Source organism: Brevibacterium aurantiacum (genome assembly GCF_900169065.1).
In the GTDB taxonomy this organism is placed as follows: Bacteria; Actinomycetota; Actinomycetes; order Actinomycetales; family Brevibacteriaceae; genus Brevibacterium; species Brevibacterium aurantiacum.
Map to the genome: position 1 here is coordinate 68,992 of NZ_FXZB01000007.1, position 20,080 is coordinate 89,071.

The following is a 20,080-nucleotide window of genomic DNA, read 5'->3' on the forward strand; positions in this document are numbered from 1 at the left end:
GGCCGATATGTCACCGAGTTCGTCTGCGCTGATGCAGCTCATAGCGAGCTTTGGGAATCGATCAAGAGCGGTTCCAGCAGTGAGTTCGTCCAATTCGGGGATATCCGGGACCAGGTCGAGAGACTCAAGGTACTTATCCGGGCTCGAGCAGAGCATCTTCAGGAGGGTCTGCTCAGTCGGAGTACTCCACGTGGAGGAGAAATCTTCAGCCACCTGTCCGCAGCGCTCATCCATGAACTGCCCGTGAGCTCCCTCAGCGAGCATCGGGTGGAAGTTGTACGGCCAAAGGTCAGCCGCACTTATACCAATCTGCGGGTCCGGCGTCGTTTGATACCTCAAACCCAGATGGTCAAGATCGGCATATATGCAGTGACCTCACTGGAGCGGTCGCTCATCGACGTAGCGCGTGACTATCCGCTGAGCGTCTCAGTGCCGATGCTCGACCATGCTTTGCGCTGTGGCTCTGCAGATCTCGACGATGTGAGGACGGTTGTCTCTGCCTGCGTTGAGATAGAGGGTTCGCGAAATGTGGAGAACGCTCTTGAGCTAGCCGACGGTCGTCGGGAATCCGTCGCCGAATCGGTCTGTGCTGTGCGATTCTACGAGTTCGGAATTGTCGGATTCCTCCCACAGGTGAACATCTTCGACACTGCCCGGAACTGGTTGGGACGAGTCGACTTCTGCCATGAGAAGGCCAAGATCATCGTCGAGGTCGACGGAATGGGTAAGTACGGACTCGGCTCCGGGGATCCGAAGAAGGAGATCGAGAAGGAGAAGCTGCGGGAGTCGGCCCTCAGCGCCGCGGGCTATCTGGTGATCCGGTTGACCTGGAGGCAGCTCTACCGATCAGAGCTCTTCCATCACATCCTCAATGCAACTGCCACGCGGCTCTCGTCGAACTGAGCAACCTTTCGGGCGCGTAGCAACCTCGCTAAAGGTTGCCAAGCGCCGGGAAGGTTGCTCAGCCGTGCAAGAAGAGCTGGCGTCAGGCGCCGAGCTTTTCGCGGAGGCGGGCGACGTGGCCGTCGGCGTCGACGTTGTATTCGACGTCGGAGAGGGTGCCGTCTTCGGCGATGACGAAAGTAGAGCGCAGCGTGCCTTCGAAGGTGTTGCCGTTGATCGTCTTCTCACCAAACGATCCGTAGGTCTGCGCGAGTTCTGCACCCGGGTCAGAGAGCAGTGGGAAGGTCAGCTGCTGGTCGTCCGTGAACGCCTGCAGTGCCTCAGCGTCGTCGGGGGAGACCCCGAGCACCTGGAATCCTGCAGCGGCCAGGGACGAGAAGTTGTCGCGGAAGTCGCAGGCCTCTGTCGTGCAGCCGGGTGTTGCGGCCTTCGGGTAGAAGTAGAGGATGACCTTCTGCCCGGCGAAGTCCGCCTTCGAGTAGGTCTTTCCGCTGGCATCGGCCAGGGAGAAATCCGGTGCGGTCTGTCCGACTTCGAGCTGTGTCGCCATGATGATGCGTCCTTTCGTAGATGACTGCTTGTGATGGTGATGGTCAGTTCTGTTGCGCGCCCGCGACGCCTGCGCGCGTACCTGCGACCACGAGCGCGCACGCGTGAGCGGCGGTGGCTTCGATGAGCTCCTCGGCGCGGCCGGAGAGCTCGGCAAGGTCGGCCGGGCCCTGCGCGATCGACAAGGCCGCGGTGATTCCTGCGGCACGGCATTCGGCGGGGCTGAGGGCGACGCGGCCTGCGACGACGATGATCCTCGCCGAGGCGGGGGCATAGTCGCGTACGGCCGCGACGACCTTCCCACCCAGGGACTGGGAGTCGAAGGATCCTTCGCCCGTGAGCACGATGTCGGCGGCGGCCAGGGCCTCGGTCAGCCCCACGGCCTCGGCGACCATCGTCGACCCGGGCACCACCTCGGCGCCTACTAGGCTCGTCAGAGCCAGCGGGATTCCCCCGGCGGCACCGAAGCCAGGCGTCGCCGACAGGGACTTCGCCTCGGCCGGGGAGCCGGCGAGCACCTCGGCGAGGTGGGCCAGGCCGGAGTCGAGGACGGCAACGGACGCGGCATCGGCGCCCTTCTGCGGACCGAAGACCGCGGCAGCTCCACGGGGGCCGGTGAGCGGATTGTCGACGTCGACGGCGATGCGCCAGCGGACCTGAAGGGCACGCGGATCCAGCGCTGAGGCATCGACGGCGGCCAGGGCCGACAGCCCACCGCCACCGGGAGCGATGGGGGCACCGGAGGAGTCAGTGAAGGCTGCGCCCAGGGCCATGGCGATGCCGACGCCGCCATCGGTGCTCGCCGAGCCCCCGATGCACAGCAGGATCTCTTCGACCCCCTGGTCCAGGACGTGGCGGGCGATGAGGCCCACGCCGTAGGTGTCGGCGCGCTCGGGTGCGAGGGCGACGTCGGAGACCTGGGGGAGGCCGTTGGCCTGAGCGGCCTCGATGACCGCGGTCTTTCCATCGGCGGAGATGCCGAACAGGGCGGTCGTCGGCCGACCGAGGGCATCGACGACGTCGACCGATCGGGCCGGGGTGCCCCACACGGCGAGCAGTGCGTCGAGGGTTCCCTCGCCGCCGTCGGCGAAGGGCAGGTCGGTGATCTGCGAGTCGGGGAACACTTGGCGGGCACCGCGAGCCAAGGCGGCGGCCGCGGCGGGGGCGCTGGCCGAACCCTTGAAGGAATCGGGCGCGCAGACGATCGTGGGTGCTTCCATACTCATGACGTCATTCAACCTCATTGTCGAGAAAACGATGGCCAAGTGCCCAGAACGCGGACTGCGCGTGGGACTCTTCCACCACTATCCGCTTTGTGGAATAACTTTTCCAAATTCAACAGGAAAGTGCCTTCAGCGACAACGCCAGGAATTTGACTTAGCGCGAACCTGGGGTCAAACTCGAAGCAGTTAAATGGAAATAATCTTCCGTGATGTGAAACACATTCTCAGTGCTTGAGCATCTCGATTTTCTCAGGAGGTCAATGTGGACCTAAGCGAGTTCAATCAGCTGTCGACCGACGATGCCCGTACGACCCTGCGCCCGTGCCTGGACGTCGACCGGTGGATCGACGGGGTCGTCTCCGCACGCCCGTTCTCCAGCGTGGAAGCCGCCCTTGAGGCCGCCCGCACCAGCGCCGCCCCACTGACCGATGACGAGATCAATCAGGCCATGTCCCACCATCCCCGGATCGGTGAGAAGGCTGAAGGCTCGTCCGCCGAGGCGGCCCATTCCTCCCGTGAGCAGGCGGGCCTGGGAGCCCTTGACGGTGACGTCCAGGAACGTCTCGCTGCAGGCAACGCCGCCTACGAAGAGCGCTTCGACCGCGTCTTCCTCATCCGCGCAGCCGGTCGCAGCCCCGAGGAGATCCTCGCCGAGCTCCAGCGCCGCATGGCCAACACCGACACCGACGAACTCGCCGAGGTCGGCGAGCAGCTGATCCAGATCGCCGCACTCAGACTCGAAGGAATCCTCGCATGAGCTTCATCTCCGCCCACGCCCTCGACTCCACACTCGGCACCCCTGCCGCCGACCTCGAGGTCACGCTCTACTCGGGCACCGAGGTGCTCGCCAATGCCCGCACCGACGGCAACGGTCGTGTCTCGGAATTCGGACCGGACCACCTCGGCGCCGGTGATTATCGGATCGTATTCGGTACCGGTGCCTACTTCGAGGCTCAGAGGCAGGATCATTTCCACCCCCAGGTCACGATCGACTTCACGGTCAAGGCGGGCGAGGCGCACTATCACATACCATTGTTGCTGAGTCCGTTCGCGTACAGCACCTACCGCGGCAGCTGAGCGGGCAGCACCACCCATAAGACATCAGGGGAAGCAGGCCCCCTGCAGGATCATGATCCTCAACAAACCGCCGAAGTTCGCTGGGTTCGACGCCCGGCAACCTCGCAAATCAATTGGTCACAGCGGCCATGTCGGACTCGGTGACGAGGCCGGCGCGGTTGCTGGCATAGCAACAGGAGCAAGAAGATGAGCAAGGTGAAACTGACAACGAATCAGTACGGCAAGGCGGAGAACCGTTTGATGAGGGTCTACCGTGACTCCGAACGTCACGAGATCCGCGACCTCAACGTCACCTCCCAGTTGTGGGGCGACTTCGAGACCGCACACACCGAGGGCAACAACGAACACGTCGTCGCCACCGACACCCAGAAGAACACGGTCTTCGCCAAGGCCAAGGAACTCGGAGTGACCTCACCCGAACAGTTCCTCCTCGGCCTCGGTGAGCACTTCACCTCCAGCTTCGACTGGGTCACCGGCGGACGCTGGGCAGCCGAAGAGTACGGCTGGTCGCGCATCAACGACCACAACCACTCGTTCTACAAGTCGGCACCCGAGACCCGCACCGCGGTCCTGACCCGCGACGGCGACGCCAGCACCCTGATCTCCGGCTTCTACGGACTCACTGTGCTCAAGACCACGGAATCAGGATTCGTCGGCTACCCGAAGGACAAGTACACGACCCTGCCGGAGACCGACGACCGCATCCTCGCCACCGACATCGCGACCCGTTGGATCTACAACACCACGGATCTCGACTTCGAGGGCGTGTACACGAAGGTCAAGGAGATCATCCTCGACTCGTTCACCGACCACTACTCGCATGCCCTGCAGCACACCCTGTACCAGATGGGTGAGAAGGTCATCGAGGCTGTGCCGGAGATCGACGAGATCCGCTTCTCCTGCCCGAACAAGCACCATTTCCTCTACGACATCGAACGCTTCGGACTGGAGAACCCGAACGAAGTGCTCATCGTCGCTGATCGCCCCTACGGGTTGATCGAGGCCACCTTCACCCGTGACGGTGTGGAGGAGAACAAGGACGCCTGGGCGCAGATCGCCGGCTTCTGCTGATAATTTCCATAGTCGGGTCCACGGGAAGCACCTTCCCGTGGGCCTGACGTGTTTGAGAGGGAGAACTATGACCCAGGACACAACCTCGGCGATCCCGAGGGGAACCGGTGACGAAGAGATCGACGAGTGGCTCGAGTCCTGGGAGGGGCTTGTCAACCAGCGTGGAACCCTGCGCGCGGCCGAGATCATGGAGGCCCTGCGCCGCCGTGCCGCATCGAACTCGGTGGCCCAGCCGAAGGTCACGACCACGGACTATGTGAACACGATCCCGGCCGATCAGGAACCTGCCTACCCGGGCGATGAGCGCCTTGAGCGCAAGTACCGCAAATGGCTGCGCTGGAACGCCGCGATGCTCGTCCACCGGGCCCAGCGTCCCGAGATCTCCGTCGGCGGACACATCTCGACCTACGCCGGTGCCGCGACCCTCTACGAGATCGGGTTCAACAACTTCTTCCGCGGGCAGAACCACCCCGGCGGCGGCGACCAGGTCTTCTTCCAGGGCCACGCCTCACCCGGCATGTACGCCCGGGCCTACCTCGAGAACCGTCTCGGTGACAAGCAGCTCGACGGCTTCCGACAGGAGGCCTCGAAGGCACCTGACGGCCTGAGCTCCTACCCGCACCCACGCCTGATGCCCGACTTCTGGCAGTTCCCGACTGTGTCGATGGGCCTGGGACCGATCAACTCGATCTACCAGGCACAGATGAACCGCTATCTGCACAATCGCGGCATCAAGGACACCTCCGACCAGCGCGTCTGGGCCTTCCTCGGCGACGGCGAGATGGACGAACCGGAATCACGCGGTGCACTCCAGCTGGCCGCGAACGAGGGCCTGGACAACCTCACCTACGTCATCAACTGCAACCTGCAGCGACTCGACGGACCCGTGCGCGGCAACGGCAAGATCGTGCAGGAACTCGAAGCGGTCTTCACCGGCGCCGGCTGGAACGTCATCAAGGTGCTGTGGGGTCGCGAATGGGACGCCCTGCTCGACGCCGACCACACCGGCTCGCTGGTGCGGATCATGAACGAGACGCTCGACGGTGACTACCAGACCTTCAAGGCCGAGTCCGGCGGGTTCATCCGCGACAACTTCTTCGGTCGTTCACCGGAGACGAAGGGCCTCGTCGAGCACCTGAGCGACGACGACATCTGGAACCTCAAGCGCGGCGGCCACGACTACCACAAGGTCTTCGCCGCCTACCAGCAGGCAGTGAACACGACCGGCAAGCCGACCGTCATCCTTGTCCAGACGGTCAAGGGCTATGGCCTGGGCACGACCTTCGAGTCGCGCAACGCCACCCACCAGATGAAGAAGTTCACCGCCGCCGACGTCAAGGCCTTCCGCGACCGGATGGACATCCCGATCACCGACAAGGTCATCGACGAAGACCCCTACGCGGTGCCCTACTACCACCCGGGCAACGACGCTGAAGAGATTCAGTACATGCTCGAAAAGCGGAAGTCACTGGGCGGGTTCCTGCCCAACCGGAAGCCCGAGAACAGCAAGAAGACCCTGCCCGCGGTCTCCGACAAGGCCTTCTCGCAGACGAAGAAGGGCTCGGGCCACCAGCAGGCCGCGACCACCATGGCCTTCGTCCGCCTGCTCAAGGACCTCATGCGGGAGAAGGGCATCGGCAATCGGATCGTGCCCATCATCCCTGATGAGGCGCGCACCTTCGGTATCGACGCGTTCTTCCCGACCGCGAAGATCTACAACCCGAACGGGCAGAACTACCTCGCCGTCGACCGCGAGCTGTTCCTGTCCTACAAGGAAGCGACCTCGGGTCAGCTGCTCCACGTCGGCATCAACGAGGCCGGTGCCGCGGCAGGCTTCACGGCCGCCGGCACCGCGTACTCGACGCACGGCGAGCCGATGATCCCGATCTACGTCTTCTACTCGATGTTCGGTTTCCAGCGCACCGGCGACGCCTTCTGGGCCGCCGGTGACCAGATGTCCCGCGGGTTCATCATCGGCGCCACAGCCGGTCGCACGACGCTGACCGGTGAGGGACTCCAGCACGCCGACGGCCACTCGCCGGTGCTGGCCGCGACCAACCCGGCTGTGCGGATCTACGACCCGGCCTTCGGCTACGAAATCGGGCACATCATGCGCGATGGCCTGCACCGTATGTACGGCGAGCACGACCTCGGCGACGACGCCCGCAACGTCATGTACTACCTGACCGTGTACAACGAGCCGATGCTCCAGCCGGCCGAGCCGGAGGATGTCGACGTCGATGGGATCCTGCGCGGGATCCATCGCGTGGCAGAAGCCGGCACCGGCGCCGAGGCTGGGGCAGGGGATCGCCCGCAAGCTCAGCTGCTCGCGTCCGGAGTCGCAGTCCCGTGGGCCCTTGAGGCCCGTGGTCTGCTGGCCCAGGAATGGGGAGTGGACGCGGCTGTCTGGTCGGTCACCTCATGGGCCGAGCTGCGCCGCGACGCTCTGAAGTGCGAGGCCGAGAAGCTCGAGAACTTCGAGGCCGAGCCGCGTACGCCCTATGTGCGTGAGCGCCTGGGCTCCGAGGCCGGGCCGATTGTGGCAACGAGTGACTTCGACTCCACGCAGCCGGACCTCATCCGGCCGTTCCTCAAGCAGGACTTCGCAACCCTGGGTGCTGACGGATTCGGGTTCTCCGACACGCGTGCAGCAGCGAGGCGCCACTTCAAGATCGACGCCCACTCGATGGTCGTGCGCACCCTGCAGCTGCTGGCCGACCGCGGCGAGATTGCCCGCTCCGTACCCGTCGAAGCGGCGAAGAAGTACCGCCTGAACGAGGTCAACGCAGGAACCTCAGGCTCAGCCGGAGGCGATTCCTGAGAAAGCAGCTCACTTGTTGGCTGATCAGCCTGGGCTGCTCAGCCTGAATGAGGCGAGACAGCGCCGGAGCTCCGAGCCGACTGTGTGTGCACAGGGGGCTCGGAGCTCCGGCGCTGTCGCGAGGGCGGAAGGGGTGGCCCAGTGCATTCCGCGGCTGGAGAGTCTGGCTCAGGCGCCACGGCGCATGTCGTCCGAGATCGCCTCGGCGGCTGAGCGCAGCAGCGGGATGGCGCGATCTGAGAAGGCCTTGTCGACGCGGCTGATGGGTCCGGACACGGAGATGGCCAGGGGAGCGGGCGCCTCGGGGATCGACATTGCGAAGCAGCGCACACCCAGCTCCTGTTCCTGTTCATCGATGGAGTAGCCGCGGTCGCGGATGCGCTCGAGCTCGGTTTCGAGGTCGTCGACGGTGCCGATGCTGTACTGCGTGGGGGTGGGCATGCCCGCAGTTGTGACGATGTGACGTACCTGCTCGGGATCGAGCCCGGCGAGCATCGCCTTGCCCACTCCGGTGTCGTGCATATGGGCACGGCGGCCCACCTCGGTGAACATGCGCATCTGGTGCTGCGAGGCCACCTGGTCGACGTAGACGACCATGTCGCCGTCGATGGTCGCGACGTTCGCGGACTCGCCGAGCTCGTCCACGAGGGTCCGCAGGTAGGGACGGGCGATGGCACCCAGCTGGGCGCCGGCGAGGTTGCCGAGGCGAATGAGGCCCGGTCCCAGCGCATAGCCGCGGTTGGGCAGCTGACGCACCACGCCGAGGTTGACCAGAGTGTTGAGCAGGCGGTGGATCGTCGGCAGGGGGAGGCTGACCTCGGCGGCGATGTGGCTCAGGGTTGCCGACCCCGAGGAATTCGCGATGCATTCGAGGAGTCCGAAGGCGCGCTCGACGGATTGGACGCCGCCCTTCGTCTGGCGGATCGCAGGGGCCTTCGTGTCATTGCTGGTCATCCCAGTTCCTCTTCCTCGTCCATAGAAATTCGTGTTCGCGGATATGCCGGACAGGCTCGACGCTGAGTGCCGCCGGCTGAAAGCGCTGATCGCTGAGCAAGGGATCGCTCAGCGAAACTGTCACTCAGTCTAGACCTGAAATGGAAGAAAGTTTCCGCTACAGAGCATTCTAGCTAGATTTTCCACTATACAGAAGATATTATCCGTAATACGGAAAAGACTTATCAGAGAGGATAACTCCCATGGCTGTTCCAAGCCCCGGATACTCAATCACTCTTCGCGTGGAGACCGCAGTCGGTCGGACATCGACGTCCGATCTCGTGGCCGCCGCCGCTGCAACCGGTGCCGCGATCACCGCCCTCGACGTCGTCGAGTCCACCCCGCATACGGTGATGATCGACGTCAGCGCCGATACCCGCGATGTCGCCCACGCCGACGAGGTGGCGGCCGCGCTCGGCGCGCTCGACGGCGTCGAGGTCCACAAGGTCTCCGACCGCACCTTCCTGCTCCACCTCGGCGGCAAGCTCGAATCCACCCCCAAGGTGCCGCTGCGCAACCGTGACGACCTCTCCCGCGCCTACACCCCGGGTGTGGCGCGTGTGTGCATGGCCATCGCGGAGAACAAGGCCGATGCCCGCAGGCTCACGATCAAGCGCAACACCGTCGCCGTCGTCACCGACGGCACCGCGGTCCTCGGCCTCGGCGACATCGGCCCCGAAGCCGCGATGCCCGTGATGGAAGGCAAGGCCGTCCTGTTCAAGCAGTTCGCCGGTGTCGACGCCTGGCCCGTGGCCCTGGATACGAAGGACACCGAGGAGATCATCTCGATCTGCAAGGCCATCGCCCCGGCCTACGGCGGCATCAACCTCGAGGACATCTCGGCACCGCGCTGCTTCGAGATCGAGGCCAGGCTCCGTGAAGAGCTCGACATTCCCGTCTTCCACGACGATCAGCACGGCACCGGCATCGTCACGCTGGCCGCGCTGAAGAACGCTCTCAAGGTCGTGGGCCGCAAGCTCGAGGATCAGCGCATCGTCGTCTCCGGCGTCGGTGCCGCCGGCAACGCGATCATCCGCCTGCTCCAGGTCGCCGGTGCCAAGAACATCATCGCCTGCGGACGCAACGGTGCGATCGGACCGAACTCGACCGTCGACACCGAGCACAAGGTGTGGCTGCAGGCCAACACGAACCCTGAGGGCTTCGAGGGCACGCTCAAGGAGGCCGTCGCGGGCTCTGACGTGTTCATCGGCGTCTCGGCCCCGAACGTGCTCGACGGCGCCGACATCCAGGCGATGAACAAGGACGCCCTCGTCTTCGCCATGGCCAACCCGGATCCCGAGGTCGACCCCGCCGAGGCGCTCAAGTACGCGGCCGTCGTGGCCACGGGACGCAGCGACTACCCGAACCAGATCAACAATGTGCTGGCCTTCCCCGGCATCTTCCGCGGACTCCTCGACGCCGAGGCCACCGACATCGACGAGAACATCATGGTCGCCGCAGCCGACGCGATCGCCTCGTGCATCCCGGAGGAGGAACTCCACCCCGGCTATGTGGTGCCCTCGGTCTTCGACCCAGAGGTGGCGACGAAGGTGGCGGCAGCAGTTGCGGCAGTCTCCTCCTGAACATGGACCGGTCTCCTGAAACGGGAGGCCGGTCGACGTTTTATGAGAGACAATGTGGAGAGACCAGTCCTCCCGCGCAACGATGCTACGAAAGAGAATGTGAAATTGGATCAATCAACGTTGACCGACATCGATTCACTCCTGGCGGACACTGACGAGCTGCTGAGCACTCGCTATCCCGGCGACCGTGACGTCCGGCAGCCCGTGCACACCGTCTACGTCCCCGGGTATCTGTCGAGCCCGTCGCTGCCCCGTGAGTGGGGTGCGCAGGCGCTCGACTGCGTCGAAGCCAACGGCGGGATGGTCCAGCTGGCCGAACGCGTCATCATCGCCTCCCGTAAGGAGACGGTGGCACCCGACAGCCAGACGATGCCCAATCTGCACCAGGTCGCCCGGGAAGCAGAGATGCTCGCCGAGGCGGTCACCACAAAGCTGGCCACCGAACCGATCGAAGACCTGCGGCTGGACTTCGAAGACGGGTTCGGCAACCGGGGCGACGCGACCGAGGACGACTGCGTCCGCCAGGCCGCACGCAATGTGATCGCGGGCCTGGAGGAGACGGGTGCACCGGCGTTCTTCGGCATCCGGTTCAAATGCATGGAGGCCGAGACCCGGGCGCGCGGTCTGCGCACCCTTGACCTCTTCCTCGCCGAGGTGATCGCCGCCCACGGATCCCTGCCGACGCAGTTGGTGCTCACGCTGCCGAAGGTGAGCACTGTCGCTCAGGTGTCCGCCATGGTCCTCGCCTGCCGAGCGCTTGAGGCCCAGCACGGTCTCGCCGAGGGCTCGATCACCTTCGAGGTGCAGGTCGAGACCCCACAGCTCATCCTCGGCGCCGACGGCACCGTGCCGCTGGCTCCGGTCCTCGACGCGGGAGCCGGGCGCATCACCTCCCTGCACTACGGCACCTACGACTACTCGGCTTCGATGGGCGTCGCCGCCGCCTACCAGGCGATGGATCACCCCGTGGCCGATTTCGCGAAGAACCAGATGATGCTCGCGGTCGCCGGCACCGGCGTCCACCTCTCCGACGGGTCCACGAACATCATGCCCCTCGGCGAGCCCGAGGAGATTCATCGCGCCTGGAGCCTGCACGCCGGACTGGTCCGCAGGCACCTCAAGCGCGGCATCTACCAGGGTTGGGACATGCACCCGCATCAGCTGCCCACCCGCTTCCTCGCCACCTTCCGCTTCTACCGCGAAGGCGCGGAGCGGGCGGCGACCAGGCTGCGCAACTACGTGTTCCAGGAGGACTCGGCCGTCCTCGACGAGCCGGCGACGGCACGGGCACTGGCCCGCTACCTGGGCCGCGGGCTCTCGTGCGGCGCCCACACCGAGGAATTCGTGACCGGCCGGACGAAGATGTCGATCGAAACACTCAACCACATCGCCGCCACCGGCGCGGCCGAGTGACCTGACCAGCCCCGATCTCAAGGAGACACCACACCCATGACGACGACCGACCCCTACACCTACTTCGCGCCCACCGGCGGGCACCCGCCGCAGACGGACCTTCTGACTGACCGCGCGATCGTCACCGAGGCGTACACCGTGATCCCGCGCGGCGTCATGCGCGACATCGTGACCTCGAATCTGCCCGAATGGACGGGGACCAGGTCGTGGGTGCTGAGCAAGCCGGTGGCCGGGGGAGCGGTGACGTTCTCCCAGACCATCCTCGAGGTCGCTCCCGGCGGCGGCTCGGAGAAGCCAGAACCGCAGGCCGAGGTCGAGGGGTTCATCTTCCTCATGGCGGGAACGCTCGAGATCACCCACGAGGGCCAGGCCCACACCCTGACCGCCGGCGGCTACGGATTCCTGCCTGCCGGTTCGACGTGGAGCGTGAAGTCCACCGGCGCCGAGGCGGCACGTTTCCATTGGGTGCGCAAGCGCTACCAGCCCGTGGCCGGGCTGACCCCGGAGGCCAAGTTCGGTCAGGATGCTGACGTCGAGCCCGCCTCGATGCCGGGCACCGACAACCGGTGGCGCACGACGCGTCCCCTGGATCCGGACAACCTGGCCTACGACATGCACGTGAACATCGTGACCTTCGAACCCGGTGCCGTGATCCCCTTCGCCGAGACCCATGAGATGGAGCATGGTCTCTACGTGCTCGAAGGCAAGGCCGTCTACCGTCTCAACGGCGACTGGGTGGAGGTGCAGGAAGGTGACTTCATCTCGATGCGCGCCTTCTGCCCGCAGGCCTGCTACGCCGGCGGACCGGGCCGCTTCCGCTACCTGCTCTACAAGGACGTCAACCGCCAGGTCGAGCTGTGAGGCACTGACTCACTCATAGACGCTGACACACGAAGAACGGCGGACCGCAGGGTCCGCCGTTCTTTCTGTATCCAGCTGTTGTCAGCTACCAGTCGTCAGCCGATCAGATCAGCTTGAGGGTGCGAGCCGTGTACTCGGAGAGCTCCTTGAGCAGTGTCTCGTCATCGGCGAGGCTGCGGCCCAGCGAGGGAACCATGTCCTTGATCGCAGGCTCCCAGCTGCTGTACTGGCGGGGGAAGCAGGTCTTGAGCAGGTTGAGCATGATCGACACTGCCGTCGATGCACCGGGGGAGGCGCCGAGGAGAGTAGCGATCGAGCCGTCGGCCGAGGAGATGAGCTCGGTGCCGAAGCTGAGCACTCCGCCCTTCTTGGGATCCTTCTTCATCACCTGCACGCGCTGACCGGCCTGGATGAACTCCCAGTCGCTGGGGTCGATGTTCGGGATGAACTCGTGCATCGACTCGAAGCGGGCCTTCTTCGACGAGGCCAGCTCGGAGACGAGGTAGGTGACGAGGTCGGTGTTGTCCTTGGCCACGTTGAGCATTGTGGGCAGGTTGTTTCCGCGCACCGAGAAGGGCAGATCGGTGAAGCGTCCGCCCTTGAGGAACTTCGGAGAGAAGCCGGCGTAAGGGCCGAAGAGCAGGTAATCCTTGCCGTCGACGACACGGGTGTCGAGGTGAGGCACCGACATGGCAGGAGCACCGAAGGAAGCCTGGCCGTAGACCTTGGCCTGGTGACGGGCGACGAGATCGGGGTTCGAGGTCCGCAGGAAGATGCCGGAGACGGGGAATCCGCCGTAGCCGCGGCCCTCGGGGATGCCCGACTTCTGCAGCAGCGGCAGAGCACCGCCGCCAGCGCCGTTGAAGACGAACTTCGCATTGATCTTATGGGTCTCGTGGGAGAGCAGGTCCTTGACGGTGACGACCCAGCCGTCGGAGGAGCGTTCCAGGTCGGTGACCTGGTGGCTGGTGCGGATCGTGGCACCCTTGTCGCCGACGTAGTTGAGCAGCTGGTGCGAGAGCGAACCGAAGTCGACGTCCGTGCCGATCTTCGTGCGCGAGATGCCGTTGACCTGACCGGGTCCGCGGCCTTCGAACATCAGCGGCAGCCACTCGGCCTGGGTGGCCGGGTCGTCGGTGTACTCCATCTCGGAGAAGAGCGGATTGCGCACCATCTGCTCGTAGCGGTTCTTGATGTAGTCGCGTCCCTTCTCACCACGGCCGTAGCTGATGTGAGGGACCTGGTTGATGAAGGACTTCGGCTCTGCCAGGACGCCGTTGTCGACGAGGTGCGACCAGTACTGGCGGGAGTGATGGAACTGCTCGTTGATCTGCGAGGCCTTCGCGAGATCGACGTGGCCGTTCTCGTCCTCAGGAGTGTAGTTGAGTTCGCACAGGGCGGCGTGGCCGGTGCCTGCGTTGTTCCAGGGATCGGAGCTCTCCTCGGCGACATAGTCGAGCTTCTCGTAGACCCGGATATCCCATTCGGGCTGAAGTTCGGTCAGCATGGCACCAAGAGTGGAGCTCATGATGCCGCCGCCGATCAAGACAACGTCAACCTTTTCCTGCGTTGAGGGCATTTCGACTCTCATCCTTCGTCACTGACTACATGTATTCGACTCACAGACTACTCTTCGCCACACGCGAACCAGTAACCCGCCCCTGCGTACAGGAGTCCCGTGCGAGCAACCTCACAGCCGGTGATCGTCCGCAGTCACACGCATTTTCCGACCATTCGGACGTTTAGCGCGTGGACGCCTTGTGTCGCCCGCCACAGGATGTGCAAATATGGGCACATGTCGAATCGCTTCCTGCTTCGTGATGCCCTGGCCGAATTCCCGCCGTATGTGCCGGGCAAACCCCCGACCACCACACCGGGTCTGAAACCGTACAAACTGTCCTCGAACGAGAACCACCTGGCACCGCTGCCGGTCGTCCTCAAGTCGATCACCGACCCCGGGCAGGTGCCCGCGAACTATCCCGATCCGAAGTCGACGAAGCTGGTCGCCGATATTGCGGCCCACCTCGACGTCGATGCCTCCGAGATCGTGCCCGGTGCCGGGGCCTCGGAGATCCTCTCCGCGCTGACGAACATCACCCTCGAAGCAGGCACCTCGGTGGTCTACCCCTGGCCCTCCTTCGAGATGTACCCGATCCTCGCCTCGGCGCGCGGTGCCGAGAAGCGCCCCGTGCCGCTGCTCGAAGACGGCCGGCACGACTTCCCGGGCCTCGTCGCCGCCATCGACGACACGACCCGCCTCATCCTGCTCTGCTCGCCCAACAATCCGACCGGCCTGTCGATCTCGACGGCCGAGCTCGACGGCTTCATGGCCGAGGTCCCTGCCGAGGTCATCGTCGTCCTCGACGAGGCGTACTTCGAGTTCGCCTCCGACGCCGAGGTGGTCGATGGGATGGCCGCCTACCGGAAGTTCCCGAATCTGGTGTTGGCACGCACCTTCTCCAAGGCCCATGGCCTGGCTGGCCTGCGGGTGGGCTTCGGCGTCGCCGATCCGACGATCGCGACCGCACTGCGCCAGGTCATCGCACCCTTCAGCGTCACCTCGACGGCTCAGGTCGCGGCCGTAGAATCACTGTCGCGCAACGACGAGGTCCTCGTCCGGGCCAAGGACGTCGCGGCCACTCGTGACCAGTTCGCACAGGATCTGCGGAATGCGGGACTCACCGTCACCGACTCGCAGGGCAACTATGTGTGGGTCAGCCTGCCCGACGATGACGCACAAGACTTCGAAGCTGCCTGCGCAGCCCAGGCCGTGGCCGTGCGGAAGCTCAGCGGCGGGGTGCGCATCAGCATCGGACCCGATGAAGCTCTCGACCGGGTGCGCGAAGTGGCCACGAAGTTCGCAGCCTCGCGGACCGCATGAGTGTGACAGCCGAGATTCCGACCCAGGACCTGGAGGCTCGGCTGAGCCCCGGCGCGCTGGTCACCGACAGGGACGTCATCGACAGCTACGCCTCCGACAAGGCCCTGTTCTGCCCGGCGGGCCAGGCCCTGGCCCTGGTGCGGGCACGCACGGTCGATGACGTCGTGGCAGTGATGTCCTTCGCCACGCAGCACCACATCCCCGTCGTCACCCAGGGCGCACGGACCGGCCTGTCCGGTGCCGCGAACGCCGTCGACGGCGGCCTCCTGCTCAATGTCGCAGCGATGGATCAGGTCCTCGAGATCGACGAGGTGAATCAGACCTGCCGCGTCCAGCCCGGCGTCATCAACCAAGACCTGAAGACGGCGCTGGCCGAACACGGACTGGCCTACCCGCCCGATCCAGGGTCGGTGGCGATCTCGACGATCGGCGGCAATGTCGCCACGAACGCCGGTGGCATGTGCTGCGTGAAGTACGGCGTGACCAAGGACTATGTGCGGGCCATGACCGTGGTGCTCGCCGACGGAACCGTGACGAAGCTGGGCCGTCCGACTGCCAAGGGTGTCGCCGGTCTCGACCTGGCGGCCCTGTTCGTCGGGTCCGAAGGCACCTTGGGCACCATCGTCGAGGTGACTCTGGCCCTGAAACCGGCACTGACGCAGCCGATCACCGCAGTGGGAATCTTCCCCGACACCGCATCGGCCGGACGCACCGTCACCGAGTACATGGGGTCGGGGGCGAATTTGTCGATGCTGGAGTTCATCGACGGTCCCAGCGTGGCGATGATCAATGCCTACGGCGACTTCGGTCTGCCGGACGATGTCGGTGCACTGCTGCTCGTGCAGTCCGATGCCAAGGGCGCCGGGGCGATGGAGGAGCTCGAAGCCTTCCGCCGGGTCGCGGAGTCCAACGGCGGCTCCGAGGTCTTCGTTTCCGACGATCCTGCCGATTCGCAGATGCTCGTCGCAGCCCGCCGAGCGGTGGCCCCGGCGATGGAGAAGTACGCCCACACTCGTGGTGGGGGAGAGCTCGTCGATGATGTGTGCGTGCCGCGCTCCGCTCTCGGGGAGTTCTTCGAACGCCTGGCGCTCATCGATGCCCGCTTCGACGTCGAGGTCGCCACGGCCGGTCACGCCGGTGACGGAAACATGCATCCTTCGGTGGTCTTCGACGCCGGGGACGAGGCTCAGGTCAGCCAAGCGCAGGAGGCGTTCGCTGCGATCATGCAGCTGGGCCTCGATCTGGGTGGGACGATCACGGGGGAACACGGTGTCGGATTCCTCAAGCGCGAGTGGCTCGGACGCGAACTCGATGCCGGAGCCAGGCTGATGCACACCCAGATCAAGAACGCCCTTGACCCGCTGGGGATCCTCAATCCGGGGAAGATGTTCGGCGTGTGACGCTTCGTGACCGCTGATGACTTCGTCACGGTGTGGCGGCAGGAGTTCGCACTAGCGTTCTGAGCACCTAGGAAAGGACTCAGCAATGACGCTTCGCCAACTCCCCATCCTCGACCTCAGCCTGTCTGAGGATCCCGCGACCGCCGAGACGTTTCGAGCAGACCTGCGCAGAATCACGCATGAGATCGGATTCTTCTACCTCGTCGGCCACGGTGTCCCCAACGAGGACTTCAGCGCAATCATCGAAACAGCACAGAAGTTCTTCGCTCTCCCCGAGGATGAGAAGCTGGCGATAGAGAACATCAACTCCCCGCATTTCCGCGGTTATACGCGCACGGGTGGCGAACGCACACGCGGCCGCGTCGACTGGCGTGAGCAGATCGACATCGGGCCCGAACGCGAACCGGTGACGGAACCTGAACACGACTATGACAATCTCACCGGCCCCAATCAGTATCCGCAGTCATTGCCACAGCTGCGGGAGGTCACTGACGCCTGGCACGCCCAGCTCACGGAGGTCGGCAATAGGCTGCTGGCTCAATGGGCGCTGAGCCTGGGCCAGGAGGCCGATCACTTCTTCGCTGCCTTCGACCGCGACCCGGAATCATTCATCAAGATCGTCCGCTATCCGGCAGCCGAGAACGAGGACGTGACCCAAGGGGTGGGCGAACATCGTGACGGCGGTACTCTCACTCTGCTCTACCCGCAGCCGGGCACCACTGGCCTGCAGGTGCTGACAGATGACGGCTATATCGATGCGGATCCGATCGACAATGCCTTCATCGTCAATATCGGCAAGCTCCTCGAGGTCGCGACGAACGGGTATCTTAAGGCGACGGTCCATCGGGTGCTGCCGACCAAACCAGGCGAAGACCGGATCTCGATACCCTTCTTCTACAACCCTGCTCTGAGCAGTCATCTGCCGCCGGTTGAACTCCCGCCGGAGCTTGCCGCCGAGGCGCGTGGAGTTTCTGTCGATGAACTCGACGCGCTGCACGCGGTCTATGGGCAGAATGCGTTCATGTCGCGTCTGCGCTCACACCCGAACGTCGCTGAGAAATACTACGCGCAGCACATCGCGAACTGAGATGCTCAGAGCTGCGGCACCGAGTCGGCGAGACCGGCGATGTCGGCCGGTGTCGTCCGGCAGCAGCCGCCGATGATGCGAACACCGGCCGACACCCACGGTGCCAGGGTCGACGGGCTCGTGTCGAAGGCAGAGTCCTCGCGCCATTCCATCGTGGCCGCATCGTAGGTCTCACCCGAATTCGGGTAAGCGATGAGCGGGAGGTCCGTGGCGCTCGCCAAGGCCGCCAGCGCGGGGGCCACGAGTGACGGCCGGACGCAGTTGACGCCGACGGCGCGGATCATTCTCGAGTCAGCAACCGCCTCGGCGAGGTCGCTCAAGGGTGTCCGGTCGGCCATGTGAGAACCATCGGCGAGGTCCCCCTGGTCAGCCAGGGTCACGCTCAGCCACGCGGGAATCCCGTACTCATCGGCCAGGCCTGCGAGCACTGTGATCTCCGGCAACGAAGGCTGTGTCTCGATGGCCAGCAGGTCGGCACCGGCGTTGACCAGAGCCTCGATTCGGGGACGGTGGAAGGCGGCGAACTCCTCGTCGCTGAGGTGATAGTCGCCGGTGTACTCGGCGCCGTTGCCCAATGCCGCGCCGTAGGGTCCGACGGACCCGGCGACGAGGGCATCACCGGCCCCAGCCGCGATCTCGACGCTACGTGCGATGAGACGCAGACCCTCCTCGGCGGGGATCGATGCCCGCTCGAACCCCAAGGGGGTCGCCTGGTAGCTGGCGGTCGTGACGATCTGGGCACCGGCGCGGATGAAGTCGGCGTGCACCTCGGCGAGGGTGTCGGGGGAGTCCCGGAGCAGAGCCGCCGACCACAGCTCGTGGCTCAGATCGATGCCGCGGGACTCGAGCGCGGTACCCAGGCCGCCGTCGATGACGAGAGGGTCGCCCGAGCGCACAGCAGCCTGGAGCAGGTGGATGAAGGTCTGACTCATGCTCCCAGTTAAACTGGTCGCGTGACCCGAATCGAATCCTCCGCAGAATCTGAGACAGCGCCCATCAACGACCGCTCCCGATTCGGGTTCGAGGTCGGCACCCGCCTCGACGAAGGTGGTCGCACCGGCGTCATCCACACCCCGCACGGGGACATCGCAACGCCCGCGTTCATCCCGGTCGGCACGAAGGCCACGGTCAAGGCCGTACGCCCCGACGAGGTGGCCGAACTCGGCGGCCAGGCGGTGCTCGCCAACGCCTACCACCTCTACCTGCAGCCCGGCTCTGACCTCATCGACGAGGCCGGAGGACTGGGGAAGTTCATGAACTGGCCCGGCCCGACGTTCACGGACTCGGGCGGATTCCAGGTGATGAGCCTGGGCTCGGGGTTCAAAAAGGTCATCTCGATGGAATCGACCGGCGAACAGAACGATGATCTCGTTGCCGTCGGCAAGGAACGCATGTCGAACGTCGACGACGACGGGGTGACCTTCAAGTCCCACCTGGACGGGACCATGCATCGTTTCACCCCCGAGGTCTCCATGCGGGTCCAGCACGAACTCGGCGCGGACATCATGTTCGCCTTCGACGAGCTGACGACCCTGGTCAACACGCGCGGCTACCAGGTCGAGTCGCTCGAGCGCACACGGCAGTGGGCCCTGCGCTGCATCGAGGAGCACCAGCGCCAGACCGCTGCCCGCACGCACCGGCCCTACCAGGCACTCTTCGGTGTGCTCCAGGGTGCGCAGTACGAGGACCTGCGGCGCAAAGCCGCACGCGATCTGGGCGGGATGGACTTCGACGGCTTCGGCATTGGCGGCGCCCTGGAGAAGGAGAACCTCGGCACCATCATCCGCTGGGTGTGCGAGGAGCTGCCGGAGAACAAGCCCCGCCACCTGCTGGGCATCTCGGAACCCGATGACCTGTTCGAGGCGATCAAGACCGGTGCGGACACCTTCGACTGCGTCTCGCCCTCACGAGTGGCCCGCAACGCCGCGATCTACACCCGCGACGGCCGCTATAACCTGACCGGGGCGAAGTACCGCAGGGACTTCGGGCCGCTGGATCCCGACTGTGCCTGCTACACGTGCCAGAACTACTCGCGGGCCTACCTGCGGCACCTGTACAAGGCCAAGGAGATGCTCTTCTCCACCCTGTGCACCGTCCACAACGAGTACTTCGTCGTCAACCTCGTCGCCGAGATCCGACAGTCGATGATCGACGGTCGCTTCGCCGAACTCGAAGCCGAGGTGCTGGGCCGCTACTACGCCAAGAAGGCCTGAGCGCG

17 protein-coding genes are annotated in these 20,080 nt (G+C 64.9%); 12 read left to right on the forward strand and 5 right to left on the reverse strand.

Annotation, left to right across the window (positions count from 1 at the left end):
* Positions 1-369 precede the first annotated feature (369 nt).
* The gene (locus BAUR9175_RS19335; protein WP_162619313.1) at positions 370-903 is read left to right on the forward strand and encodes a DUF559 domain-containing protein; all 534 of its coding nucleotides are present in this window, start codon (positions 370-372) and stop codon (positions 901-903) included.
* A gap of 82 nt (positions 904-985) precedes the next feature.
* Here the strand turns inward: BAUR9175_RS19335 and bcp are convergent, their stop codons facing one another.
* Together bcp and BAUR9175_RS06260 are read right to left on the reverse strand one after the other, a co-directional pair.
* Complete coding sequence (bcp, locus tag BAUR9175_RS06255) at positions 986-1,453, reverse strand: thioredoxin-dependent thiol peroxidase (RefSeq protein WP_009883242.1); 468 nt, start codon at positions 1,451-1,453, stop codon at positions 986-988.
* A 43-nt stretch (positions 1,454-1,496) separates the two neighbouring features.
* Positions 1,497-2,672: a glycerate kinase gene (locus tag BAUR9175_RS06260; RefSeq protein WP_096168443.1), complete on the reverse strand. Its 1,176-nt coding sequence runs from the start codon at positions 2,670-2,672 to the stop codon at positions 1,497-1,499.
* 265 nt (positions 2,673-2,937) lie between these two features.
* Here BAUR9175_RS06260 and uraD point away from each other — a divergent pair, with 265 nt between their 5' ends.
* The 4 genes from uraD to aceE all read left to right on the forward strand — a co-directional run bounded on the left by uraD (position 2,938) and on the right by aceE (position 7,644).
* On the forward strand, positions 2,938-3,432 hold the full coding sequence (gene uraD, locus BAUR9175_RS06265) for a 2-oxo-4-hydroxy-4-carboxy-5-ureidoimidazoline decarboxylase (RefSeq protein WP_096178939.1): 495 nt from the start codon (positions 2,938-2,940) through the stop codon (positions 3,430-3,432).
* On the forward strand, positions 3,429-3,752 hold the full coding sequence (uraH, locus tag BAUR9175_RS06270) for a hydroxyisourate hydrolase (protein WP_009883239.1): 324 nt from the start codon (positions 3,429-3,431) through the stop codon (positions 3,750-3,752). Before uraD ends, uraH begins: the two co-directional genes overlap by 4 nt.
* A gap of 186 nt (positions 3,753-3,938) precedes the next feature.
* Positions 3,939-4,823: a factor-independent urate hydroxylase gene (pucL, locus tag BAUR9175_RS06275; protein ID WP_009883238.1), complete on the forward strand. Its 885-nt coding sequence runs from the start codon at positions 3,939-3,941 to the stop codon at positions 4,821-4,823.
* A gap of 67 nt (positions 4,824-4,890) precedes the next feature.
* Positions 4,891-7,644 carry a pyruvate dehydrogenase (acetyl-transferring), homodimeric type gene (gene aceE, locus BAUR9175_RS06280; protein ID WP_101583270.1) on the forward strand — a complete coding sequence of 918 codons (2,754 nt, stop codon included), beginning with the start codon at positions 4,891-4,893 and terminating at the stop codon, positions 7,642-7,644.
* A gap of 168 nt (positions 7,645-7,812) precedes the next feature.
* Here the strand turns inward: aceE and BAUR9175_RS06285 are convergent, their stop codons facing one another.
* The gene (locus BAUR9175_RS06285; RefSeq protein WP_101583271.1) at positions 7,813-8,598 is read right to left on the reverse strand and encodes an IclR family transcriptional regulator; all 786 of its coding nucleotides are present in this window, start codon (positions 8,596-8,598) and stop codon (positions 7,813-7,815) included.
* Between the two features lie 242 nt (positions 8,599-8,840).
* Here BAUR9175_RS06285 and BAUR9175_RS06290 point away from each other — a divergent pair, with 242 nt between their 5' ends.
* The 3 genes from BAUR9175_RS06290 to BAUR9175_RS06300 all read left to right on the forward strand — a co-directional run bounded on the left by BAUR9175_RS06290 (position 8,841) and on the right by BAUR9175_RS06300 (position 12,494).
* Complete coding sequence (locus BAUR9175_RS06290) at positions 8,841-10,220, forward strand: NAD-dependent malic enzyme (RefSeq protein WP_101583273.1); 1,380 nt, start codon at positions 8,841-8,843, stop codon at positions 10,218-10,220.
* A 105-nt stretch (positions 10,221-10,325) separates the two neighbouring features.
* Positions 10,326-11,633, forward strand: coding sequence for a DUF6986 family protein (locus BAUR9175_RS06295; protein ID WP_101583317.1), 1,308 nt, complete (start codon positions 10,326-10,328; stop codon positions 11,631-11,633).
* Between the two features lie 36 nt (positions 11,634-11,669).
* Positions 11,670-12,494, forward strand: coding sequence for a bifunctional allantoicase/(S)-ureidoglycine aminohydrolase (locus tag BAUR9175_RS06300; RefSeq protein WP_101583274.1), 825 nt, complete (start codon positions 11,670-11,672; stop codon positions 12,492-12,494).
* A 103-nt stretch (positions 12,495-12,597) separates the two neighbouring features.
* Here the strand turns inward: BAUR9175_RS06300 and BAUR9175_RS06305 are convergent, their stop codons facing one another.
* Positions 12,598-14,073, reverse strand: a complete 1,476-nt coding sequence (locus BAUR9175_RS06305) for a malate:quinone oxidoreductase (RefSeq protein ID WP_096168439.1) — start codon at positions 14,071-14,073, stop codon at positions 12,598-12,600.
* Between the two features lie 216 nt (positions 14,074-14,289).
* Between BAUR9175_RS06305 and BAUR9175_RS06310 the strand changes: the two genes are divergently transcribed.
* The 3 genes from BAUR9175_RS06310 (at position 14,290) to BAUR9175_RS06320 (ending at position 17,862) form a co-directional block, all read left to right on the forward strand.
* Positions 14,290-15,375 (forward strand): aminotransferase class I/II-fold pyridoxal phosphate-dependent enzyme, encoded by a 1,086-nt coding sequence (locus tag BAUR9175_RS06310; protein WP_101583276.1) that lies wholly within the window; start codon positions 14,290-14,292, stop codon positions 15,373-15,375.
* Positions 15,372-16,775: an FAD-binding oxidoreductase gene (locus BAUR9175_RS06315; protein ID WP_101583278.1), complete on the forward strand. Its 1,404-nt coding sequence runs from the start codon at positions 15,372-15,374 to the stop codon at positions 16,773-16,775. The genes BAUR9175_RS06310 and BAUR9175_RS06315 overlap by 4 nt, the downstream gene beginning before the upstream one ends.
* A gap of 85 nt (positions 16,776-16,860) precedes the next feature.
* Positions 16,861-17,862, forward strand: a complete 1,002-nt coding sequence (locus BAUR9175_RS06320) for an isopenicillin N synthase family dioxygenase (protein ID WP_009883229.1) — start codon at positions 16,861-16,863, stop codon at positions 17,860-17,862.
* A 5-nt stretch (positions 17,863-17,867) separates the two neighbouring features.
* On the opposite strand, the gene mmuM is transcribed toward BAUR9175_RS06320, so the two are convergent.
* A complete protein-coding gene (gene mmuM / locus BAUR9175_RS06325) occupies positions 17,868-18,794 on the reverse strand; it encodes a homocysteine S-methyltransferase (RefSeq protein ID WP_096160289.1) in 927 nt (308 codons plus the stop codon).
* A 21-nt stretch (positions 18,795-18,815) separates the two neighbouring features.
* Between mmuM and tgt the strand changes: the two genes are divergently transcribed.
* Complete coding sequence (gene tgt, locus BAUR9175_RS06330) at positions 18,816-20,075, forward strand: tRNA guanosine(34) transglycosylase Tgt (protein WP_180959211.1); 1,260 nt, start codon at positions 18,816-18,818, stop codon at positions 20,073-20,075.
* The last annotated feature ends 5 nt before the right edge of the window (positions 20,076-20,080 follow it).